17 protein-coding genes are annotated in these 21,867 nt (G+C 60.8%); 10 read left to right on the top strand and 7 right to left on the bottom strand.

The genetic code is table 11. The annotated features are described in order from the left end of the window. Positions 1–58 precede the first annotated feature (58 nt). Genes ilvD through CPH57_RS19955 form a run of 4 tightly spaced genes read left to right on the top strand, consistent with a single transcriptional unit; the run spans position 59 to position 4,769 of the window. Positions 59–1,909 (top strand): dihydroxy-acid dehydratase, encoded by a 1,851-nt coding sequence (gene ilvD / locus CPH57_RS19970; RefSeq protein ID WP_096242675.1) that lies wholly within the window; start codon positions 59–61, stop codon positions 1,907–1,909. Positions 1,910–1,914: 5 nt separating this feature from the next. Beyond that, positions 1,915–3,459 (top strand): threonine ammonia-lyase, biosynthetic, encoded by a 1,545-nt coding sequence (ilvA, locus tag CPH57_RS19965; protein WP_015379394.1) that lies wholly within the window; start codon positions 1,915–1,917, stop codon positions 3,457–3,459. A gap of 53 nt (positions 3,460–3,512) precedes the next feature. Continuing rightward, positions 3,513–4,046: a hypothetical protein gene (locus CPH57_RS19960; RefSeq protein WP_089197544.1), complete on the top strand. Its 534-nt coding sequence runs from the start codon at positions 3,513–3,515 to the stop codon at positions 4,044–4,046. A 21-nt stretch (positions 4,047–4,067) separates the two neighbouring features. Next, positions 4,068–4,769 (top strand): DUF2461 domain-containing protein, encoded by a 702-nt coding sequence (locus CPH57_RS19955; protein WP_046687958.1) that lies wholly within the window; start codon positions 4,068–4,070, stop codon positions 4,767–4,769. A 10-nt stretch (positions 4,770–4,779) separates the two neighbouring features. Here CPH57_RS19955 and ilvY read toward each other — a convergent pair whose 3' ends face one another. Beyond that, positions 4,780–5,670 carry an HTH-type transcriptional activator IlvY gene (gene ilvY, locus CPH57_RS19950; protein WP_004929971.1) on the bottom strand — a complete coding sequence of 297 codons (891 nt, stop codon included), beginning with the start codon at positions 5,668–5,670 and terminating at the stop codon, positions 4,780–4,782. Positions 5,671–5,838: 168 nt separating this feature from the next. Between ilvY and ilvC the strand changes: the two genes are divergently transcribed. Further along, positions 5,839–7,314: a ketol-acid reductoisomerase gene (ilvC, locus tag CPH57_RS19945; protein ID WP_033645374.1), complete on the top strand. Its 1,476-nt coding sequence runs from the start codon at positions 5,839–5,841 to the stop codon at positions 7,312–7,314. Positions 7,315–7,368: 54 nt separating this feature from the next. Here the strand turns inward: ilvC and CPH57_RS19940 are convergent, their stop codons facing one another. Then, positions 7,369–8,304 carry a sugar kinase gene (locus CPH57_RS19940; RefSeq protein WP_096242674.1) on the bottom strand — a complete coding sequence of 312 codons (936 nt, stop codon included), beginning with the start codon at positions 8,302–8,304 and terminating at the stop codon, positions 7,369–7,371. A 236-nt stretch (positions 8,305–8,540) separates the two neighbouring features. On the opposite strand from CPH57_RS19940, the gene pdeH reads away from it, so the two are divergent. After that, complete coding sequence (gene pdeH, locus CPH57_RS19935; RefSeq protein ID WP_047573347.1) at positions 8,541–9,332, top strand: cyclic-guanylate-specific phosphodiesterase; 792 nt, start codon at positions 8,541–8,543, stop codon at positions 9,330–9,332. A 91-nt stretch (positions 9,333–9,423) separates the two neighbouring features. Continuing rightward, on the top strand, positions 9,424–11,463 hold the full coding sequence (locus CPH57_RS19930; RefSeq protein ID WP_033645371.1) for an AsmA family protein: 2,040 nt from the start codon (positions 9,424–9,426) through the stop codon (positions 11,461–11,463). On the opposite strand, the gene CPH57_RS19925 is transcribed toward CPH57_RS19930, so the two are convergent. The 3 genes from CPH57_RS19925 to yhjD form a co-directional block, all read right to left on the bottom strand. Then, entirely contained in the window at positions 11,464–12,231 is a 768-nt protein-coding gene (locus CPH57_RS19925) for a CDP-diacylglycerol diphosphatase (RefSeq protein ID WP_072626779.1), read from the bottom strand. A gap of 100 nt (positions 12,232–12,331) precedes the next feature. Further along, positions 12,332–13,654, bottom strand: a complete 1,323-nt coding sequence (locus CPH57_RS19920; RefSeq protein WP_016930463.1) for an MFS transporter — start codon at positions 13,652–13,654, stop codon at positions 12,332–12,334. 329 nt (positions 13,655–13,983) lie between these two features. Continuing rightward, the gene (yhjD, locus tag CPH57_RS19915) at positions 13,984–15,003 is read right to left on the bottom strand and encodes an inner membrane protein YhjD (RefSeq protein ID WP_021505224.1); all 1,020 of its coding nucleotides are present in this window, start codon (positions 15,001–15,003) and stop codon (positions 13,984–13,986) included. A 341-nt stretch (positions 15,004–15,344) separates the two neighbouring features. Here yhjD and CPH57_RS19910 point away from each other — a divergent pair, with 341 nt between their 5' ends. Next, on the top strand, positions 15,345–16,211 hold the full coding sequence (locus CPH57_RS19910) for a crotonase/enoyl-CoA hydratase family protein (RefSeq protein WP_033652699.1): 867 nt from the start codon (positions 15,345–15,347) through the stop codon (positions 16,209–16,211). A 16-nt stretch (positions 16,212–16,227) separates the two neighbouring features. Here the strand turns inward: CPH57_RS19910 and pdeR are convergent, their stop codons facing one another. Continuing rightward, a complete protein-coding gene (pdeR, locus tag CPH57_RS19905) occupies positions 16,228–18,222 on the bottom strand; it encodes a cyclic di-GMP phosphodiesterase (RefSeq protein WP_033645368.1) in 1,995 nt (664 codons plus the stop codon). A gap of 542 nt (positions 18,223–18,764) precedes the next feature. Between pdeR and spy the strand changes: the two genes are divergently transcribed. Next, positions 18,765–19,256 (top strand): ATP-independent periplasmic protein-refolding chaperone Spy, encoded by a 492-nt coding sequence (spy, locus tag CPH57_RS19900; protein WP_033645367.1) that lies wholly within the window; start codon positions 18,765–18,767, stop codon positions 19,254–19,256. Positions 19,257–19,347: 91 nt separating this feature from the next. On the opposite strand, the gene CPH57_RS19895 is transcribed toward spy, so the two are convergent. After that, on the bottom strand, positions 19,348–20,565 hold the full coding sequence (locus tag CPH57_RS19895) for a Tm-1-like ATP-binding domain-containing protein (protein WP_033645366.1): 1,218 nt from the start codon (positions 20,563–20,565) through the stop codon (positions 19,348–19,350). Between the two features lie 350 nt (positions 20,566–20,915). Between CPH57_RS19895 and CPH57_RS19890 the strand changes: the two genes are divergently transcribed. After that, positions 20,916–21,467 (top strand): TetR/AcrR family transcriptional regulator, encoded by a 552-nt coding sequence (locus CPH57_RS19890; protein WP_223524953.1) that lies wholly within the window; start codon positions 20,916–20,918, stop codon positions 21,465–21,467. The last annotated feature ends 400 nt before the right edge of the window (positions 21,468–21,867 follow it).

Here is a 21,867-nt window from a genome sequence, read left to right as displayed (position 1 = left end):
GAAATATCCAGGCGGTTCGTTCGCCGCCTGCCATAAATACATTTGGAGTGAAAAGAGCATGCCTAAGTACCGTTCCGCCACCACCACCCACGGCCGCAATATGGCGGGTGCCCGCGCATTGTGGCGCGCGACCGGGATGACCGACGCCGATTTCGGCAAGCCGATCATCGCCGTGGTCAACTCCTTTACCCAGTTCGTGCCGGGCCACGTGCATCTGCGCGATCTGGGCAAACTGGTCGCCGAACAGATCGAAGCTTCAGGCGGCGTGGCCAAAGAGTTCAACACCATCGCGGTGGATGACGGCATCGCCATGGGCCACGGCGGCATGCTCTATTCCCTGCCGTCGCGCGAGCTGATCGCCGACTCGGTCGAATACATGGTGAACGCCCACTGCGCCGACGCGATGGTGTGCATCTCCAACTGCGACAAAATCACCCCGGGCATGCTGATGGCGGCGTTGCGCCTGAACATTCCGGTGATCTTCGTTTCCGGCGGCCCGATGGAAGCCGGCAAAACCAAACTCTCCAACCAGATCATCAAGCTGGATCTGGTGGACGCGATGATCCAGGGCGCGAACCCGAACGTCAGCGACGCCGACAGCGAGCAGATCGAGCGTTCCGCCTGCCCGACCTGCGGCTCTTGCTCCGGCATGTTCACCGCCAACTCGATGAACTGCCTGACCGAAGCGCTGGGCCTGTCGCAGCCGGGCAACGGTTCGCTGCTGGCCACCCACGCCGATCGTAAGGAACTGTTCCTCAACGCCGGCAAGCGCATCGTCGAGCTGACCAAACGCTATTACGAGCAGGACGACGAGAGCGCGCTGCCGCGCAATATCGCCAACAAGGCGGCATTTGAAAACGCCATGACGCTGGACATCGCCATGGGCGGCTCGACCAACACCGTGCTGCACCTGCTGGCTTCGGCGCAGGAAGGCGAGGTGGACTTCACCATGGAAGACATCGATCGCCTGTCGCGCAAAGTGCCGCACCTGTGCAAGGTGGCGCCGAGCACGCAGAAATATCACATGGAAGACGTGCACCGCGCCGGTGGCGTGATCGGTATCCTCGGCGAGCTGGATCGCGCCGGCTTGCTGAACCGCGAGGTGAACAACGTGCTGGGGCTGACCCTGCCGCAGACGCTGGAAGCCTACGACGTGATGCTGACCCGCGACGAAAGCGTCAAGAAAATGTACTCCGCCGGGCCGGCCGGTATCCGCACCACGCAGGCATTCTCTCAGGACTGCCGTTGGGATTCGCTGGACACCGACCGCAAGGAAGGCTGCATCCGCACCCGTGAGCACGCCTACAGTCAGGACGGCGGATTGGCGGTGCTGTACGGCAACCTGGCGGAAAACGGCTGCATCGTCAAAACCGCCGGCGTGGATAAAGAAATCCTCACCTTCCGCGGCCCGGCCAAAGTGTATGAAAGCCAGGATGACGCGGTAGAAGCGATCCTCGGCGGCAAAGTGGTGGCGGGCGACGTGGTCGTTATCCGTTACGAAGGGCCGAAAGGCGGGCCGGGCATGCAGGAAATGCTTTATCCAACCACTTACCTGAAATCGATGGGGCTGGGCAAGGCGTGCGCGCTGATCACCGACGGGCGTTTCTCCGGCGGCACCTCCGGGTTGTCCATCGGCCACGCTTCGCCGGAAGCGGCCAGCGGCGGCCTGATCGCCCTGGTGCAGGACGGTGACATGATCGCAATCGACATTCCTCATCGCGGCATCCAGCTGGACGTCAGCGAGAAGGAGCTGGCGGCGCGGCATGAGGCGGAACTGGCGCGCGGCGACGCGGCCTGGACGCCGAAAAATCGTGAACGTCAGGTGTCCTTCGCGCTGCGCGCCTACGCCTCGTTGGCCACCAGCGCCGACAAAGGCGCGGTGCGCGACAAGAGCAAACTGGGGGGATAAGCAGCATGGCGGTCTCTCAACCCCTACCCAGCGCCCCCTGCGGCGCGGAATATCTGCGAGCGGTACTGCGCTCGCCGGTTTACGAGGTGGCGCAAGTCACCCCGTTGCAGGCCATGAGCAAAATCTCTTCGCGCCTCGGCAACACCATTTTGGTGAAGCGCGAAGATCGCCAGCCGGTGCACAGCTTCAAGCTGCGCGGGGCCTATGCGATGATCGCCGGGCTGGACGAAGAGCAGAAGGCGCGCGGCGTCGTGACGGCTTCGGCCGGCAACCACGCGCAGGGCGTCGCCTTCTCCGGTAAACGGCTGGGCATCAAAACGCTGATCGTGATGCCGGTGTCCACCGCGGACATCAAGGTGGATGCGGTGCGCGGCTTCGGCGGCGAAGTGTTGCTGCACGGCGCCAATTTCGACGAGGCAAAAGCGAAGGCGATCGAGCTTTCCCAACAGCAGGGCATGACCTTTGTGCCGCCGTTCGATCACCCGACGGTGATCGCCGGGCAGGGCACGCTGGCGATGGAGCTGCTGCAGCAAGACGCGCATCTGGATCGGGTTTTCGTGCCGGTCGGCGGCGGCGGCCTGGCCGCCGGGGTGGCGGTGCTGATCAAACAGCTGATGCCGCAGATCAAAGTGATCGGCGTCGAAGCGGAAGACTCCGCCTGCCTGCGCGCGGCGCTGGATGCCGGCCATCCAGTGGATCTGGCGCGCGTCGGGCTGTTCGCCGAAGGCGTGGCGGTGAAGCGCATCGGCGACGAAACCTTCCGCCTGTGCCGTGAGTATCTGGACGACGTGATCACCGTGGACAGCGACGCCATCTGCGCGGCGGTCAAAGATCTGTTCGAGGACGTGCGCGCCATTGCCGAGCCTTCCGGCGCGCTGGCTTTGGCGGGGCTGAAAAAGTACGTCCAGCAGCACAACATTCAGGGTGAGCGTCTCGCGCACGTGCTGTCCGGCGCCAATCTCAACTTCCACGGGCTGCGCTATGTTTCCGAGCGTTGTGAACTGGGCGAACAGCGCGAAGCGCTGCTGGCGGTGACCATTCCGGAACAGCAGGGCAGCTTCCTCAAGTTCTGCCAACTGCTGGGCGGGCGCTCGGTGACCGAATTCAACTACCGCTACGCCGATGCCGACAACGCCTGCATTTTCGTCGGCGTGCGGCTGACGCGCGGCCACGCCGAACGGCGGGAGATCATCGACGAACTCAACGCCGACGGTTATCAGGTGGTGGATCTGTCGGACGACGAGATGGCTAAACTGCACGTGCGCTACATGGTGGGCGGGCGTCCGTCGAAGCCGCTGCGCGAACGGCTGTACAGCTTTGAGTTTCCGGAGTCGCCGGGCGCGCTGCTGAAGTTCCTGCAGACGCTGGGCACGCACTGGAACATCTCGCTGTTCCACTATCGCAGCCACGGCACCGACTTCGGCCGGGTGCTGGCGGCCTTCGAACTGGCGCAAAGCGAGCCGGAATTCGAGCGGCACCTGCAGGCGCTGGGCTACGATTGCCACGACGAAACCGACAACCCGGCGTTCCGCTTCTTTTTGCAGGGGTGAGTCCGGTGGGTTTATCCGACCGGTTGTCCCGTTTAGCGGCAGAAGGCCGGGAGATGGAAAGCCAAATCGCGGCGCGCGATCGTGCGCTTTTCGCCGGCGTGGATGCGCAGCTCGAGCAGCATTTCATGACGCCGGGCCAGCGGCTGTCACCGCCGGGCGTCGGCAACGTCATGCTGCTGATGGTGTGCCTGATGCTGGGCCTGGCGGGCGTGATGGGTCTGGTCACGGATGTGGCGGCCGCCTGGAGCGGCAAGACCTCCGCCGCCGTGTTGATGGGCAGCGGCGCGATCGTGGCGGTGTGGATGACGCTGATCCTGTTCCAACTGGTGCAGGGTAAAAACAGCGGGGTGGTATTGCTGCAATATTACCTTGGCATGCTCGGTCTGTGTTGCCTCGGCGCCGCGGCGGCGTGGGCGGCGGGCATGACCGGCATCGCCACCGGCGCCCTGCTGCTGGGGGGCGCGGTTGGCGGGGCGCTGTTCAGCAACCGGGCGGCGTTCTACCTGTATGTCGCCTATTTCCGCACGCGTCGGCGCGTGTTTATCAAACGCCGTTGGCAGAGGGAAGATCTGCGCAATACCCGATAAACCGTCAGAACGGAAAAACTTATGACGCAACCTTTCTCCGGCTTTAGCCAGCAGGGCCTGAATTTCCTGCAGCAGGTGCGGATCGAGAACGATAAGGCGTGGTTCGACGGCAACCGCGACATCTACGATCGCGAGCTGCTGGCGCCGTTTCGCGCGCTGGTGGAGCAGCTTGCTCCCAGCATGCTGGCGATCGATCCGCAGTTCGAGACTCGCCCGGCGATCGGCAAAACGCTGTCGCGCATTCATCGCGATACGCGGTTTTCTCACGACAAGTCGCGCTACCGCAGCCGCATGTGGCTGACGTTCAAGCGCCCGAGCAAAGACTGGAAAGATGCGCCGGTCTACTTTTTCGAACTGGGGCCGGACATGCTGCGCTATGGGCTCGGTTACTACAGCGCCAACAAGCCGACCATGGATCTGTTCCGCCATACGCTGAAACAGCGGCCGCAGCCTTTCCTGGAGGTGGCCGCCTGTTGCCGGCCGCCGTTCGAGCTGGTGGGCGAGAGCTACAAGCGTCCGCTGGTCAAGGAGCAGGCGGCGGAGATCGCCACCTGGTACAACCGCAAATCGTTCGCGGTGATGGTGACGGACAGCGAAGTTGAAAAGCTGTTCAACGCCGATCTGGCGCCGCTGCTGGCCGGGGCGTTTTTGCAGCTTGAGCCGCTCTATCACTGGTTGATGCAGGTGGAGGCGATGAAGCAGGTCGATCCGGCCGACCTGTAAAAACCCCGCGTCAGCGGGGATGCAGCAATCGCCAAAAGGCGTCGATCAGCGGATCGCTGAGGCGTTTTTTCTGGACGCAGACCCCCAACTCGAACGGTTCGACCATCGAGATGTTATCCAGCTGCGAGATGCGGTTGCGCACCGGTTCCGGGCTGTTGTCCACCACTACGCTCGGGATCAGCGCGATGCCGCAGCCCAAGGCCACCATCGACACGATGGCTTCGTGGCCGCCGACGGTGGCGTAAATCAGCGGATTGCTGATGCGGTGACGGCGGAACCACAGTTCGATGCGTTTTCGCGAAGGGCCGTGCTCCGGCAAGATGAAGGGGATCTCGGCCCAGTCGGGCTTGTCGGCGAACGCCTGGCTGCGCACCGCGCAGGGCAGCGCCGGCGCGATCAGCACCAGCGGAATTTCGCCGATTTTGGTGAACGCCACGCTGGCGGGCAGCGTTTCCGGCCGGCCGGCGATGCCGAGATCGGCCTCGTTGGACTGCACCTTGTCGACCGCGTCGGCGGCGTCGCCGGTGGTCAGCTTGATCTCTACCAGCGGGTGCTGCGCGCGGAAGCGGTCGAGGATCGGCGGCAGGTGGCTGTACGCGGCGGTCACCGAGCAGAACAGCCGCAGTTCGCCGCTCAGCGAAGGGCCGTGCTGGCCGAGCGAGTGCTTCAGCTGCTGATATTGCAGCAGCGTTTGCTGGGCGAATTCTTTCAGCTGTTCGCCGGCGTCGGTGAGCTGCACGGTGCGGTTATCGCGCAGGAACAGCGGCTGCCCGAGGATCTCTTCCAGCCGCTGGATCTGGCGGGAGAGCGTCGACGGGCTGACGTGCATCGCCTTGGCGGTGCGCCCGAAGTGATGGCTTTCGGCCAGATGCAGGAACAGCTTTAAATCACGTAAATCCATATCGATACGCTCGCAGTGAGAGTGTTGCAAAAATTGCAATATCACGTTCTCAATATATCAATTTAAGCAACGCATTTCCTGTTATACATTGAGTTTAACGAATCTCCGCACAGACAGGGCGGGGAATGAAAATAACAATGCAAGACAACATCAAACCGGAGTACCACCATGGCTAACTATTTCAACACATTGAACCTGCGTCAGCAGTTGGCGCAATTGGGTAAATGCCGCTTTATGGCGCGCGACGAATTTGCTGACGAAGCCGGCTACCTGAAAGGTAAAAAAGTGGTGATTGTCGGCTGTGGCGCCCAGGGGCTGAACCAGGGTCTGAACATGCGCGATTCCGGTCTGGATGTCGCCTATGCCCTGCGCAAAGAAGCGATCGACGAGAAGCGCGCTTCCTGGCGCAAGGCGACCGAAAATGGCTTCAAGGTCGGCACCTACGAAGACCTGATCCCGCAGGCAGATCTGGTGGTCAACCTGACGCCGGACAAGCAGCACTCTTCCGTAGTGCGCGCGGTGCAGCCGCTGATGAAAGACGGCGCGGCGCTGGGTTACTCCCACGGCTTCAACATCGTTGAAGTGGGTGAGCAGGTGCGTAAAGACATCACCGTGGTGATGGTCGCGCCGAAATGCCCGGGCACCGAAGTGCGTGAAGAGTACAAGCGCGGCTTCGGCGTGCCGACCCTGATTGCGGTTCACCCGGAAAACGATCCGAAAGGCGAAGGCATGGCGATCGCCAAGGCCTGGGCGGCGGCGACCGGCGGCCACCGCGCCGGCGTGCTGGAGTCTTCCTTCGTTGCCGAAGTGAAATCCGATTTGATGGGCGAGCAGACCATTCTGTGCGGCATGCTGCAGGCGGGTTCGCTGCTGTGCTTCGACAAGCTGGTTGCTGAGGGCACCGATCCGGCTTACGCCGAGAAACTGATTCAGTTCGGCTGGGAAACCATCACCGAAGCGCTGAAGCAGGGCGGCATCACCCTGATGATGGATCGCCTGTCCAACCCGGCCAAGCTGCGTGCCTATGCGCTGTCCGAACAGCTGAAAACCATCATGGCGCCGCTGTTCCAGAAGCACATGGACGACATCATTTCCGGCGCGTTCTCCAGCGGCATGATGGCCGACTGGGCGGAAGACGACGTGAAACTGCTGACCTGGCGCGAAGAGACCGGCAAAACCGCATTCGAGAATGCGCCGCAGTTTGAAGGCAAGATCAGCGAGCAAGAGTACTTCGATCACGGCGTGCTGATGGTGGCGATGGTGAAAGCGGGCGTTGAGCTGGCGTTCGAAACCATGGTCGATGCCGGCATCATCGAAGAGTCGGCTTACTACGAGTCGCTGCACGAGCTGCCGCTGATCGCCAACACCATTGCGCGTAAGCGTCTGTATGAAATGAACGTGGTTATCTCCGATACCGCAGAGTACGGCAACTACCTGTTCGCCAACGCGGCGGTGCCGCTGCTGAAGGACTTCATGACCACCCTGCAGGCGGGCGATTTGGGCAAAGCTGTGACGGGTACGGCGGTGGACAATGCGCAGCTGCGCGACGTGAACGAAGCGGTGCGCAGCCACCCTATCGAAACCGTCGGCCGTAAACTGCGCGGCTACATGACCGATATGAAACGCATCGCCGTCGCGGGCTGATTTTCCGCAAGGCAAAGCACAAAGAGAAAGAGCCGGCAGCGATGCCGGCTTTTTTTATGCCTCCGGCATCATTGCGGCGGGAATGATGGCGCCGCGATGCTGGATCACCGTAGCGGCCAGCAGATGGCCGCGCTGCGCCGCCCGTTGGGCGCTGCCGCCGTTCAGGCGGGCCGCCAGGTAACCGGCGCTGAAAGAATCGCCCGCTGCGGTGGTGTCGACGACACGCTCTGGCGGCAGCGCGATCGCCGGCACCTCAAGTTTCTCCCCTGCCATACTGAACACCAGGCAGGCGTGTGCGCCGCGTTTGATGACGATCTCGCCGACGCCGAGCGCCTGCGTGCGTGCCACCACCTGTTCAACCGGCTGCGTGCCCCACAGCAACGCTTCGTCATCCAGCGTCAGGAAGGCGATGTCGGTGCAGGCCAGCACCTCGCGGTAGGCCAGCTGCGTTTCCTCACGGCTTTGCCACAGGCGCGGACGGTAATTGTTGTCGAAGATCACCTTGCTGCCGTTGGCGCGACAGCGGCGCAGCAGCGCCAGCAGTTTCATGCGATCGGCAGGCGCGAGGATCGCCAGGCTAATGCCGCTGAGGTACAAGTAATCGAACTGCGCCAGCCGTTCGCACAGTGCGTCGGCCTGCGGTCCCGCAAGCCAATACCGGGCGGCGGCGTCATTGCGCCAGTAGTAGAAAGTACGTTCGCCGGCGGCGTCGGTTTCGATGAGGTACAGGCCCGGCAGCTTGTTGTCGAATTGCTGAATCAACCCGGTCTCGATCTTCTCCTGCCGCCAGGCCTGCAGCATGTCGCCGCTGAAACTGTCGGTGCCGAGTGCGGTGACATAATGCACCCGTAGCGTCTGTTCCGGCATTTGGCGGGCGAGGTAGACGGCGGTGTTGAGGGTATCGCCGCCAAAGCCGCGCGTCAGCTGTGCGCCCTGCTGCGACAGCTCGATCATGCATTCGCCGATCACGGCGAGATTTCGGATAGTCATCGTCAATAAGCCCTGGCTAAAGAAGAAGCAATAGCCGCCAGTCTCCACGCAAGGCGGTCAGGGAGTCAATAAATTAAAACGGCGTTTTAATTTTTTATGATCGCGATCGGCGAACGCGGGCAGGACGGAGGCGAAACGGGCGGCAATTCGGCTTAAAGTTTTACGCTGCGTTGCCGATAAGCTGGGTAAAGAAACAGCGGCAGCGCTCTCATTTCCCCGCCACGGCGATAGTACCGATGATAACCAATCTGATCTCTGGTCTGCTGGCGCCTTGTTTTGCCCTCTATGCCTGCGCCAAATCGCGGCGCTACTGGCGGCAATGCCGGCGCTTGTATACCTTCCAGCCGATTTATCGCACCAGCGGCGCGTTGCTGGCGGTGGAACTGCTGACGGCGGTGTATCACCCGAATGAGCCGGACAAGCGGCAATCCCCGGAGCATTATTTTTCCGCGCTCGGCGTCGCCCAGCGCTTGCGGGTGATCCAGGAACAGCTGGCGCTGTTGCAGCGCTGGCAGGCGTTGTTCATTCGTCACGCGGTGATGGTGTCGGTCAATATCGACGGCATCGCGCTGCAAGCATTGCAGCGCCATAGCGCGTTGCAACGGCAGATCGCCGAGATGCCTTATCTGCGCTTCGAGCTGGTGGAGCACGCCGAAACGGCGTCAAACCGCCCGCTGCAGCAGATCGTCGGCGGCGAGCGGCTGTGGCTGGACGATTTCGGCAGCGGGCTGGCCAACTTCTCCGCCGTCGGCGCCTGGCGTTATCAATACATCAAGGTGGCGCGCGAATTGTTTACCTTGCTCAAACAGTCGGAAGAGGGTGTCCAGCTGCTCGGCACCCTGATCAAGATGATGAACCAGCACAGCGACGGGGTGATCGTCGAGGGCGTGGAAACCGAACAAGAGTGGCGGCTGGTGCAGCGTTCCGGCGCGTTGGCTGCCCAGGGCTACTACCTTTCCCGCCCGGCGTGCTTTGAAACTCTGCACAGCGTGCCGACGCTGTTCGCCGCGCCCGGCACGCCGGCGTGAACTCCGGCCTATCCTCAGCTAGGCTTAAACGGGGCTGCTAACTCCTTTTCCTTTCATTCGGCAGCCCGATTTATGCGCTGAGGGAGCCGCTATGACAAGAACAGGAAAGGTTTTCAGCTGGCTGGGCGGCATTGTGCTGCTGCTGATCGTCGCGCTGGCGATCTTCATTGCTACCTTCGACTGGAATCGACTCAAGCCCACCATCAACGACAAAGTGTCGGCCGAACTGCGGCGACCGTTCGCCATTCGCGGCGATCTGGGCGTCGACTGGTCGCGCAATCCGGATGAGGGCGGCTGGCGCGCCTGGGTGCCCTGGCCGCATATTCACGCCGAAGACGTGTGGCTGGGTAACCCGAAAAACATGCCCGGCGACAGCATGGTGACGCTGCAGCGCGTCGACGCCAGCATTGCGCCGCTGGCGCTGCTGGGTAAAGAGCTGCTGATCCCGCGCATCTGGCTGAAGCAGCCGAATGCTTCGTTGCAACGTCTGGCCAACGGCGACAACAACTGGACGTTTGACCTGGCTGCCGGCCAGGATCCCAAGCAGCCGCCTTCCGACTGGTCGTTCACCGTTCACGACATCGTATTCGACAAGGGGCAGATCGCCTTTAAAGACGCCACGCTGAAGGCGGATTTCCGCGCCGTCATCGATCCGCTCGGCAAGCCGTTGCCGTTCAGTGAAGTGACCGGCAAACAGGGCGGCGACAAGACCGCGACCCCCGATTACGTTTTCGGCTGGCAGGTGAAGGGCAAATATAACGGCGAACCGTTGAGCGGCAGCGGCAAGATTGGCGGCATGCTGTCGCTGCAGAGCGCCGATTTGCCGTTCCCGCTGCAGGCCGATGTGCGCTCCGGCAGCACCCGGGTGGTGGTCGCGGGCACCTTGTCCGATCCGCTGAACCTCGGCGGCCTGGATGTACAGCTGAAATTTTCCGGTGAAAGCCTGAGCAACCTCTATGGCCTGACCGGCGTGTTGTTGCCGAATACCCCGCCGTATGCGACCGATGGTCATCTGACCGCCCGTCTGCATCAGCCGGGCGGCGCGGTGTTTGAGTACCAGAAATTCGACGGAAAAATCGGCGACAGCGACATTCACGGCAGCTTGAAGTACGTTGCCGGTAAACCGCGGCCCACGCTGAGCGGTGCGGTGAACTCCCGGCAGCTGAGGTTGGCGGATCTGGCGCCGCTGATCGGCGCCGACTCCAACGCCGCCAAAGCCGGGCGCGGCGAGAAAAGCCGTCAGCCGGCGGATAAGGTGCTGCCGGTCGAACAGTTCGATACGCAAAGCTGGAGCAAGATGGATGCGGACGTGAAGTTTGCCGCCGCGCGCATTGAACGCGGCAGCGATTTGCCGCTGAGCGATCTGGCCACGCACCTGAAGCTGAACAATGGCGAACTGCGCCTGGATCCGCTGCGCTTCGGCATGGCGGGCGGCAGCCTGAACGCTGTCGTGCGCCTCGACGGCGGCAAAAAGCCGATGCGCGGGCAGGTGGATATGCATGCACGCAAACTTCAGCTTAAACAGCTGTTGCCGAACGTGGAGGCGATGAAGCGCAGCCTCGGGCAGATGAACGGCGACGCCAGGCTGACGGGCAGCGGCAATTCGGTGGCCGAGCTGCTGGCGACCAGCAACGGCGATCTGCGCCTGCTGATCAATAACGGGGTGATCAGCCGTAGCCTGATGGAGATCCTCGGTCTGAACGTCGGTAACTATCTGGTGGCGCAGCTGTTCGGTGACGACGTGGTGGGCATCAACTGCGCGGCGGCGGACGTCGGCATCCGCAGCGGCGTCGCCGCGCCGCGACTGTTCGTGTTCGACACCGAAAACGCGGTGATCAACATCACCGGCAACACCAACCTCGCCACCGAACGGCTGGATTTGTCCATCGATCCGGAAAGCAAGGGGATGCGCGTGCTGACCCTGCGATCGCCGCTGTACGTGAAAGGCACCTTCAAGCATCCAGACGCCGGGGTCAAAGCCGGACCGCTGATCGCGCGCGGCGCGGCGGCGGTGGCGTTGGGGGCGGTGCTGACGCCGGCGGCGGCGCTGCTGGCGCTGGTCTCGCCCAGTGAAGGCGGCGAGGAGAACCAGTGCGGGCAGATCCTGCGGGAGATGAAAGGCAAAAAATAATCAGGTGCGCGGCGGCGGCGTGAGCAGCCGGCAGTCGTGATCCTGGATCTCTTCCGCCGAGGCCAGGGTGAACGGCAGCAGGCTGCGCTCGGTTGCCAGCAGCAGGAAATCCCCGTCCGGCAGCGCGGTCATCGCCAGGCCGAAGCTGCCCATGCGCCCGTCGGCGCGCGGCAGGCCGGAGGCCAGCAGGCGGAAGGCGCCCTGTTGTTCCAGTTCGGCGGGGGTCACCCGCCGCCCCAGATAGTCATGCCCCAACAGGCCGCCGGGCAGCGGTTGCCATTGCTCGATGAAATGGGGGCCGATCTGCGCCAGCCGCTGTTTTACCGCCGGCAGCAGGCAGGAGATATGAATGTGCAGCTGGTTTTGCGTGCGGCCATATTCCGAATTGATCGCCAGTGAAATATCGCCGTCGTCGATCGGTTTGCCATAGCGTTCCGCCATCACGTGGCGCGCGCGCCAGGCCTGGGCGAAGAAATTCGGCGTGGCGGCGTCCAGCACCGCCGGGCTTTCGATACCGGTGATTTTGGCGCTGGGCATCAGCAGGTATTGCAGCGGCCCGTTGCGATCTTTAAACACCACGAAACCGGCCTGCACATCCACCTGCGCGCAGGGCGCCGGGTTGTCATGCGCCTGCTGATTGGGCAGACATTGCTGGCTGACGATGCGCCACAGCGCATCGGGATGGTCGGGTTTCAACCCGTAATAGAGCGCGATGGCGAGAGCCGCCAGCAGCGCCACGCAGACAAATACCCCACGACGCAGAGACATCGGCCGATCCTGTTACCGAGAGAAACGTCCAGCATAGCCCGGTTTTATGACAGGAAACGAACAACGCGTGCGGCCCCCCGCAGTGAGGGGCCGCAGAGGATCACAGCGACTGGTGGCGGGTTTCTTTCATCAGCAGGAGGGCCAGCAGCGTCAGCCCGGCCATCGCCGCCAGGTACATGCCGACGTAAAACAGCCCGTAGTGGGCCGCCAGCCAGGTGGCGATGTAAGGCGCCACGGACGCGCCGAGAATCGACGCGACGTTGTAGGAGAACGATGCGCCGGTATAGCGCACTTCGGTGGGGAACAGCTCCGGCAGCAGCGCGCCCATCGGGCCAAAGGTCAGCCCCATGATGCTCAGGCCGCACAGCAGGAAGCCCATCACCAGCGCCTGGTTGCCGGAACCCAGCAGGGTCGGGAACAGGAACGCGAAGCCGATCATCAGCAGGGTAATGGCGATCATGGTCTTGCGACGGCCGAACGCGTCCGCCAGCAGGCCGGCGATGGGCACCATCACGCCGAAACCGATCACCGCCACCATCAGCATCCACAGGAAGCTGTTGCGGGAGTAACCGAGCCCCAGCGGCTGCGGTGCAGTGCCGTAGGTCATCGAATAGACCGTCATCAGATAAAACAGCGTGTAGGTCGCCAGCATGATGAAGGTGCCGAGGATGGTGGCTTTCAGATGCTTGCTCAGCAGCGTGCCGAGCGGCACTTTCACCTGTTTGCCGGCCTTGGCCGCTTTGGCGAACACCGGCGTTTCATGCAATGACACCCGGACGTACAGGCCAATCAGCACCAATGCGGCGGAGAGGATGAACGGCACGCGCCAGCCCCATTCCATAAATTGCTGGTCGCTCAGCAGCCACGAGAGCAGCAGGAAGGTGCCGTTGGCGAAGAAGAAGCCGATCGGGGCGCCCAACTGGGGGAAGGAGCCGTACAGCGCACGTTTTTTGGCCGGCGCGTTCTCCGTCGCCAGCAAGGCGGCGCCGCCCCATTCGCCGCCCAGCCCCAGCCCCTGGCCAAAGCGCGCCAGCGCCAGCAGGATAGGGGCGAAGATGCCGATGGTTTCATAGCTCGGCAGCAGGCCGATCAGCACGGTGGAAATCCCCATGGTCAGCAGCGAAGCGACCAGCGTCACCTTGCGCCCCACGCGATCGCCGAAGTGGCCGAACAGCGCAGAGCCGATAGGGCGCGCGACAAAGGCGACGGCGAAGGTGGCCAGCGACTGCAGCGTCGCGGTGGTCGGGTCGCCCTGCGGGAAGAAGATGTGCGGGAACACGATCACCGCGGCGGTGGCGTAGATGTAAAAGTCGAAGAACTCGATGGCGGTGCCGACCAGCGAGGCGACGATGACTTTCCCGCGGGAATTCACCGGTGTAGACGCGTCGTCGGCGTCGAGTGGGGGTGCGATGGTGGCTTGCATATCTATTTCTTATTGTTGGAGGGGGTAAAAATCCATCTTAGTGACAGCATTCCGCCTTTTCAACGCTGGAACTCTGGGCAGCGCCGCCGCTAACCGGTTAAAAAGACTAATGTTTTACCTGGCTTCTTTTCTGTAGCGTTAAACGTTGAGAAATGGGGTTCATACAGTGTGAATGGCTGTAAAAACGGGAAAGAAAAGTGACTGGGTAGTTTGTTATGCTGGTTTTTCGAATGCCATGCCGCATGATTTAGAGGGATTGACTGGTTTTTTGCTTATTAACCAGAGGAAAGTGCCGGCGCGTGCGAGAACACCGGCACGATTGCATGGCTTCAGCGTGCCGGCGGCTCGCGTTCCGGCAAGGCTTTGTCGCCTTTGTAGTCGGCCGTTGCGATCCAGGCGGCGCAAAACAGCGTCAGGCGGGCGAAGAAGTAGAAGAACGCCATCAGCCCGATCACCGAGCCGAAGGCCGCGCCGGAGGGCGATTTCGCCACCTGCGGCAGCGTCATCGTCATCACGAACTTGATCACCTCAAAGCCGATAGCCGCAAGCAAGGTGCCGCGCAGCAGCGCTTTTTTCTTCGGTTTGTGGCGCGGCAGCATCCAGAAAATCCACAGGAACAGCAGATAGTTGGCGAAAATCGAGATCGACAGCGCGATCGTCGTCAGCGCCGGCCGCAGCCATTCGATGCCGTCCAGCCCCAGCGCGTTGACGATCGCCGCCTGCGCCGAGCCGGCGACCGAGGTCAGCGACAGCGTGATAATCAGCGCGACCACCAGGCCGGTCAGCGAGATGAAGTCGCGGGTGTACTTGAAATAGATTTTCTCCTGATCCTGCGGATTGCGCTCCCAGACGTCACGCGATTGCGCGCGGATCGCTTCGCGCAGGTTGCCCATCCAACTGATGCCGGAATAGAGCGCCAGCGCCAGGCCGGTCAATCCCACGGTGGTGCGCTGCTGAATGGCGGTGTTGACGGTGTTCTTCAGCGTGCTGGCCAGCGTCGGATCGCTGATGCTGCCGACGATCCGGTTGATCAAACGGGCCAGCAGATCCGGGTTGGAAGCCAGCACGAAACCGGCGGCGGCGAACGACACCATCAGGATCGGGATCAGCGAGAGGAATGAAAAATAGGTGATGGCGGCGCCGAACTGGCTGCCCAGCCGATCGTTAAAGCGTTCGGCGGCGCGCAGCAGGTGCGCAACGCTCGGCCAGGCTTTGATGCGTTCAATCAGACGTGAAAAACCGCTGATGCGGCGGTCGAGCGTTTCATGGCCGGTCTTGATGGCGATAAGCGGCTTCGGCGGCGTGTCTTGTGCGGGCTGGCGGCGTTCCTGGTCTGGTCCTGTAGGCATTACTTCACGATTTCCTTAACGTTAAACGGCATGTATCCGCGTTGATTATAGCCAAAGCCCCGCGGCGTTTTGAGCGCCGGGGCGGCAAACGGTCATTTTCCGAGCTTAACGTGTTAGCGCCCGGCATGAAATGCCAGGAGGCGGCCGATAGGTAAAATTCCTATGAAAACCCCGCCGCGCCTCGGTTTTTTTCACTTCCCTACCTCCAATTTTTATCTGTTTCGTCGGCGAGAAAGCGTTTACTCATGATGTGGCGCCACGCGTTGCCGAGCGCCGCTCCGCTGCAGCCGTAGGGGCTGGAACGGTCTCACCCGTCATCAACAGAAAAACTGGAAGGTCTTATGAAATTGCTTAATCACCCCACCTGCCGTCCGTTTACCGAAGCGGGCAATCTGTCGCAGCTTTCCGCCTACTATGAAGAGGAGAGGCATATCATGTGGATGCTGCTGCGCGCTGCGCCGCGTCCTTGCTTTAATCAGGCGCTGATCGAAGACATCATGACGCTGGCGCAGGCGGCGAAAGAGTCTTCGCTGCGGTTCGATTTCTGGGTCACCGGCTCGCTGGTGCCGAACATGTTTAACGTCGGCGGCGATCTGCAGTTCTTCGCCGAAGCCATCAAGAACCGCAAACGCGAGGCGATGATGGCCTACGCGCGTGCCTGCATCGACTGCGTGCATGCGGCGGCGCGCGGTTTCGATACCGGCGCGGTCAGCATTGCGATGGTCGAAGGCAGCGCGCTGGGCGGCGGCTTTGAAGCGGCGCTGGCGCACCATTTCGTGTTGGCGCAGAACAATGCGCGCATGGGGTTCCCGGAGATTGCGTTCAACCTGTTTCCCGGCATGGGCGGTTACTCGCTGGTGGCGCGCAAGGCGGGCATGCGCTTGGCCGAAGAACTGATTTGGGGCGGCGAGTCGCACACCGCAGAGTGGTTCGAGAGCCGTGGGCTGGTGGATCAGCTGTTCCAGCCCGGCGACGCCTACATGGCGACGCGCACTTTCATCGATACCATCCGGCCGAAGCTCAACGGCATGCGCGCCATGTTACGGGCGCGTCAGCGCGTGCTGCAGCTGACGCGTTCCGAGCTGATGGACATTACCGAGGATTGGGTGCACTCGGCCTTCACCATTGAGGAAAAAGATCGCGCCTACATCGAGCGGCTGGTGATGTTGCAGGATCGCCACACCCTGAACCTGCGTCGTGCCGGCTAACGTTAACGCGCCCGCCTCACGCGGAAGGTGAGCGCGGGCGATAGGACTGCAGCCAATGCTCCAGCTGTTCCGGGAGCATTGGCCGCGCAAACAGAAAGCCCTGCTTTTCGTCCACGCCGACCTCGTCGAGGAACTGATTTTCGCTCTCGGTCTCCACCCCTTCGGCGATCACGCGGAAGGCCAGCGCCTCCGCCGCCGCGACGATCGCGCGCACCAGCGATTGTGAAACCGGGTTGAAATTCACCCCGCGCACGAAGCTTTTATCCAGCTTGATGGCGTCCAGCGGAATACGCGCCAGCTGCGCCAGCGACGAATAGCCGGTGCCGAAATCGTCGAGATGCACCTGCGCGCCCAGCTCGCGTAGCCGGGTGATCAGCACGCGCGCGCGGTTTTCGTCTTCAATCAGGCTGCTTTCAGTCAACTCGAAGTCCAGCAGACAAGGGGCCATGCGGTGACGGCGCAGCACCCCGAGCAGATCGTTGACGATGCCGTCATCGGCCAGCTGCCGGGCGGAGAGGTTGACCGCCACCCGCAGATTCAATCCCCGCTCTCGCCACTGCGCCGCCTGGCAGGCGGCGGTCTGCAGCACCCATTGGCCCAGCGGGCCGATCAGGCCGGACTCCTCGGCGTAGGAGATGAACTGCAGCGGCGGGATCAGGCCGCGCTCCGGCGAATCCCAGCGCACCAGCGCTTCCACGCTGTGCACTTCACCGCTGCGCGCGTCGATTTTAGGCTGGTAATACAATACCAGCTGATTTTGCTCCAGCCCTTTACGCAGGTTGGTGTCCAGCCACATGTATTCGGCGACGCGCTTGTTCATCTCCGGCGAGAAGACGGTATAGGTGCGTTTGCCGTGCTCCTTGGCGACGTACATGGCGGTATCGGCGCTGCGGATCAGGCTGTCGAGATCGTTACCGTGCTCCGGGCACAGCGCGATGCCGATCGAACAGCCGGTATACACTTCGATCAGGCCGATGCGGAAAGGGGTCTTCAGCCGATCGATGATGCGCTGCGCCAGCGTTTGCAAACGTTCGCGATCGGTCTGAGGCGCCAGCACCAAAAATTCGTCGCCGCCGAGGCGGGCGAGCACCTGATCCGGGCTCAGGCAGCCGAGGATCGCCAGCGAGACCTCAACCAGCAGCCGATCGCCGAACATATGGCCGTAGGCGTCGTTGACCTTTTTGAAGTTGTCGAGATCGAGGTACACCAGGCCGAAACTCTCTTCGCCGCGCGTGGCGATGGCGTGGTTGATCTTGTCCTGGATGGCGTTACGGTTCGGCAGGCCGGTGATGATATCGGTGTTGGCCAGCACCCGCAGCCGTTCCTGCGCGCGACGCTCTTCGGTGATGTCGGTTCCTGAGCAGATCAGAAACACCTCGTTCTTACCGCTGCCGCTGTGCACGAACTTATTGCGAAACAGGAACAGTCGCTCGCCCTTGACCGTCTTTACCCAGCGTTCCACCTCATACGAAGAACCGTTGCGGAAGAAGCCGGCGATGTTGCGCCGCGAGGCGGCGGCTTCTTCCGGGCTCATAAACAGCTGGAAAACGTTCTTGCCGATCACCTCGTGTTCGTGCAGCCCGGTGTACTCCTCGCTCAGCCGATTGAAGCGCTGGATGCGGCCGTGCTGGTCGACGATCACGATCACCGAGTTGGCTTCGGACACCACCTGCTCGGCGAAGGAGAGCCCATGCACCAGATCGCGCGCCACGGATTGGGTATCGCTGAACGCGGACGCGGTGCCCGCCCATTCGAGGTTATTGACGCGGCGCCCGACCAGATGCAGATGCAGCGGTTCGCCGGCCAGCGTAATGGTGAGTTCAAGGCTGGCGGTCACGCCGGTCAAACGGCGAATTTTCGCCGCGTCCATGGCGCTCAGCGCCACCGCGACGTGGGCTTTGCCCTTAACGGCGGACAGCTCCAGGGCATTGCTGTCAAACGCCAGCCGCCAGTGGGGGCTCTGGGTGCCGAAGTGGGCGTTAAGAAGCTCAGGGCCTTGGTCTGCGGACATGATGATTCCTCAAAAGAGCACGGGCGGCCGGTCAGCACGAAGAACCGCTGGCGGCCTGTGGGCCCGAAAGTGGTCGCCGTGCGCGTCTGTGCATCATATAACAGGTTTTCACAGGCGGGGCGGGTAATGGAAACTATTCTATAAGCAATGATTAGTTTTGCGGTGTACGCGCCACCCGGCGACCGGTTGCCTTAAAGTGTAGGAGGAGAACATCGGGTCGTGCGAAGTTTGTACCGGCTTCCCCGCTAACGAAAAACGGTTGATGCAAGGTTGCCTTGTGGGCGAGTAAATTATAGCGGTGAGAGGGCGGCTGAAAAATAACCCTGTCGGGGAGATTTTTGCCGGGAAATTAAAATTTCCATCAAATAAACGCCTTCTTCATAGTTTTCTCATAATTGGTGAATAAACCCGTGACGGGTTTTAAAAAGTTTACACACCCTCGCATTACTTGAATTTTATCAGCCTATTATTATCTTCGACGAACGAATGAGCCTGTTAACGTACAGCGCTCCTGATGAAGAAAAATTTTTAAGGAAATGATTATGCGTAAATTGACGGCTTTATTTATTGCTTCCACGCTGGCTCTGGGTTCTGCTTCTGCGGCGTTCGCCGCTGATACGACGGCGGCCCCGGCTGCGGATGCCGCGCCGATGAAAATGATGCATCACAAGGGTGAAGGTAAAGGCGGCCCGTTCGCCGGGCTGAACCTGACCGAGCAGCAGCGCCAGCAAATGCGCGATATCATGAAAGAGTCGCACTCGAAACGCGGTCCGGGCATGAAAGAGGAACGCCAGGCGCTGCATAATCTGGTGGCTTCCGACAGCTTCGATGAAGCGAAGGCGAAGGCGCAAATTGACGCGATCGGCAAAGCGCAATCCGAACGCATGCTGGAACGCGCCAAGGCGGAAAATAAAATGTATAACCTGCTGACCCCTGAGCAGAAAAAACAATACAATGAGAATTATCAGAAACGTGAGCAAAAGATGATGGACCATATGAATAAAATGAAGGAGCAGATGTCCTCCGGTCAGTAATATACGCTCGCGGTAAATAAAAAAGGGCCAGACTATTTGTCTGGCCTTTTTTTTCGGCGTTATCTCCGGCAGACCCGGCAGCGAGTGATTATCATTCCCCACCGGCAATATGTCGGAACTGTTCGGCAACGGCCTGCGCAAAGCGCGGATCGTTAATATGGTAAGGCGTTTTTATTAACCGGCGCTTATGGGTGGCGTGCACCGTCTCCTCCAACGTTTGCGTAAAGGCGGCCAGCGCTGCGGGATCCCAGAACGGTTGCCCAGGGGCATCCAGCGCCGACACGCCGCCCGCCGGGATCACGAAGCGCACTTCGCCCGCGCAGGCGTTGATTTTCTCGCCAATCCAATGTCCGATTAGCGCATTTTCCCGCGGGCTGGTGCGCACCAGCGTCACTTGCGGATTGTGATGATGGCGCAGGCGGTTCGCGTAGCGAGCCGGCACCGTATTCAGCGCGCCGAAGTTGATCATGTCGATCGCGCCGCAGGAGAGTACGCACGGGATGCCGGTACGCGCGATAGCACCGAAACGATCTGCATTGCAGGGCAGCACACCGCCAAACAGGTAATCGGTCACTTCGGTGGTGGTCAAATCGATGGCGCCGTGCAGTTGCCGGCTATCGATCAGTTTTTCCAGCGCTCTGCCACCGCTGCCGGTCGCGTGAAACGTCAGGCAGTCCCATTGCGGCTCAAGATCGGCAACCAGCGCCTGAATGCAGGGGGTGGTGACGCCAAACATCGTCAGGCCGATTGCGGGCTTGTCGTCGTGATGATCGACAGCGGCGAAGCGGACTGCGCCGGCTATCTGGCGCGCCGCATTGCCCAGCACCCGGCGCGAGATACGGTTCAGGCCGGCGAGATCGGTGACCGAATACAACATGCTGATATCACTGGCGCCGACATAGGCGGAAACGTCTCCCGCCGCCATGCTCGAGACCATCAATTTCGGCAGGCCAATCGGCAACTGCTGCATTGCCGGCGTGATGATGGCGGTGCCGCCGGAGCCGCCCAGGCCAAGCAGGCCGGCGATATCGCGGCGCGTCAGGATAAAACGTTCGAAAGCGGTCGCCATGGCGGCGATTGCCTGGCCGCGGCTGGCTAGAAAGACCGCGCCTGCGCCCGCCGGATGGTGGCGAGCGACCTCTTCTGGGCCGATATCGGCCGGGGAGTCAAACGGCAAGCTTCGGGTGGAGAGATCGACGGTTCGCGTGGGTAAATTCAGGCTGGCAATCAGCCGCCGCACATACTCCAACTCTTGTCCTTTCGTATCTGCTGTGGTAGCAATATAGACAAAATTTGAAGTATCTTTCATGGATTTTTCCGGGGTGTTTCTAATTTTTATTTGAAAATTAATGTATTATGTTTTTTTAGGTGCCCTGGTGTTGGCATTTAAATTAAATTGGTTAATGTATTTATATAATGAGACGGCAGTATCATTTTTGCAAGGGCAGCTCAGTGCAAAATGGGACTCCTGTCTCATTTTTGAGCTTTTTGCGCGGCCAACCCTTTGTCGTCAACCTGTCGGCAGTGGCGTCTCGCCTGTCGCGCAAGCGTGTACAGATGTATGAGGTTTAAGTGCCGATAAATGCTTTTCCCACCCCGTCCGACCTTTCTCTGACCTCCGCCCGGGCGAAAACACATCGTTTGTTGCTGGCCAGCGCAATGACGCTGTATGGCGAGGGCGCGTTTCCATCGATCACCGATCTGGCGGCGCATGCGCAGGTATCGCGCGCGACCGCCTACCGCTATTTCCCGACCCAAAGCGCATTAATTACTGCGGTGGTGGCGGAAAGTCTGGGGCCTATTCTGGCGTGGCGCCCGCAGGACGACGATGCCCTGAAGCGCATCCAGCAGTTGCTGACGTTGGCCTATCCTCAGATGGAGCGACACGAAGGGGCGCTGCGCGCCGCATTGCAGCTCTCTTTGCAGCAGTGGGCGCACGCCACGCCGGGCGAAAAGTTCGTGCGCGGCAACCGCAAGCGGCTGCTGGCGCTGGCGGTAGAGCCGTTGCAGGGTAAACTGCCGCCAGATTCTTTACAGAGAGTGATTCATGCTTTCTCGCTGATTTACGGTTCTGAGGTGTTCCTGGTGCTGAAAGATATCTGGGGGCTGGAGCTTGAGGGTATCCAGGATGTCACGCAATGGATGGCCAAAGCCATCCTGCGTCAGGCGGAAGAGGATGCGATGAACAGCAAAAAAACATCAGCAGGATAATCCAATTTTTGCCGCTGCCTGAGTGAAAAATCAGCATAATTCACTGAGTAAATATTGGCAAAAGTTATAATTAAAAGTGATAAAAAGCGCCTGTTAAGCACTTTTCATGCGACGCTTTCTTTGGTTGTCTTTTAATTAAATATCATTATTTATCATTGTATTAATTTAATTATCCCCCGCGAATAAATGCCGCCTCAGCGCTGAGCGAGATCATTCTCTTTCCTTATCGTCCCCCGTCTGATTCATCCCTGAAACGTTCTCTCCGCCCACCGAACTGCCGAGTGACACATTAAGCGCACTTGAGATTGTTGTGCTTTATTTATTTGGTGTTACCAAACTGTTACACAAAAAATCTTATAAAACATTTGCAAACAACAACGGACGGTATCTGGGATGGAGA

The sequence above is a fragment of the Serratia sp. JKS000199 genome, assembly GCF_900215455.1.
Taxonomy (GTDB): Bacteria; Pseudomonadota; Gammaproteobacteria; order Enterobacterales; family Enterobacteriaceae; genus Serratia; species Serratia ureilytica.
Note: the sequence above shows the minus strand (reverse complement) of the source record. Positions and strands in the feature narration are given on the sequence as shown.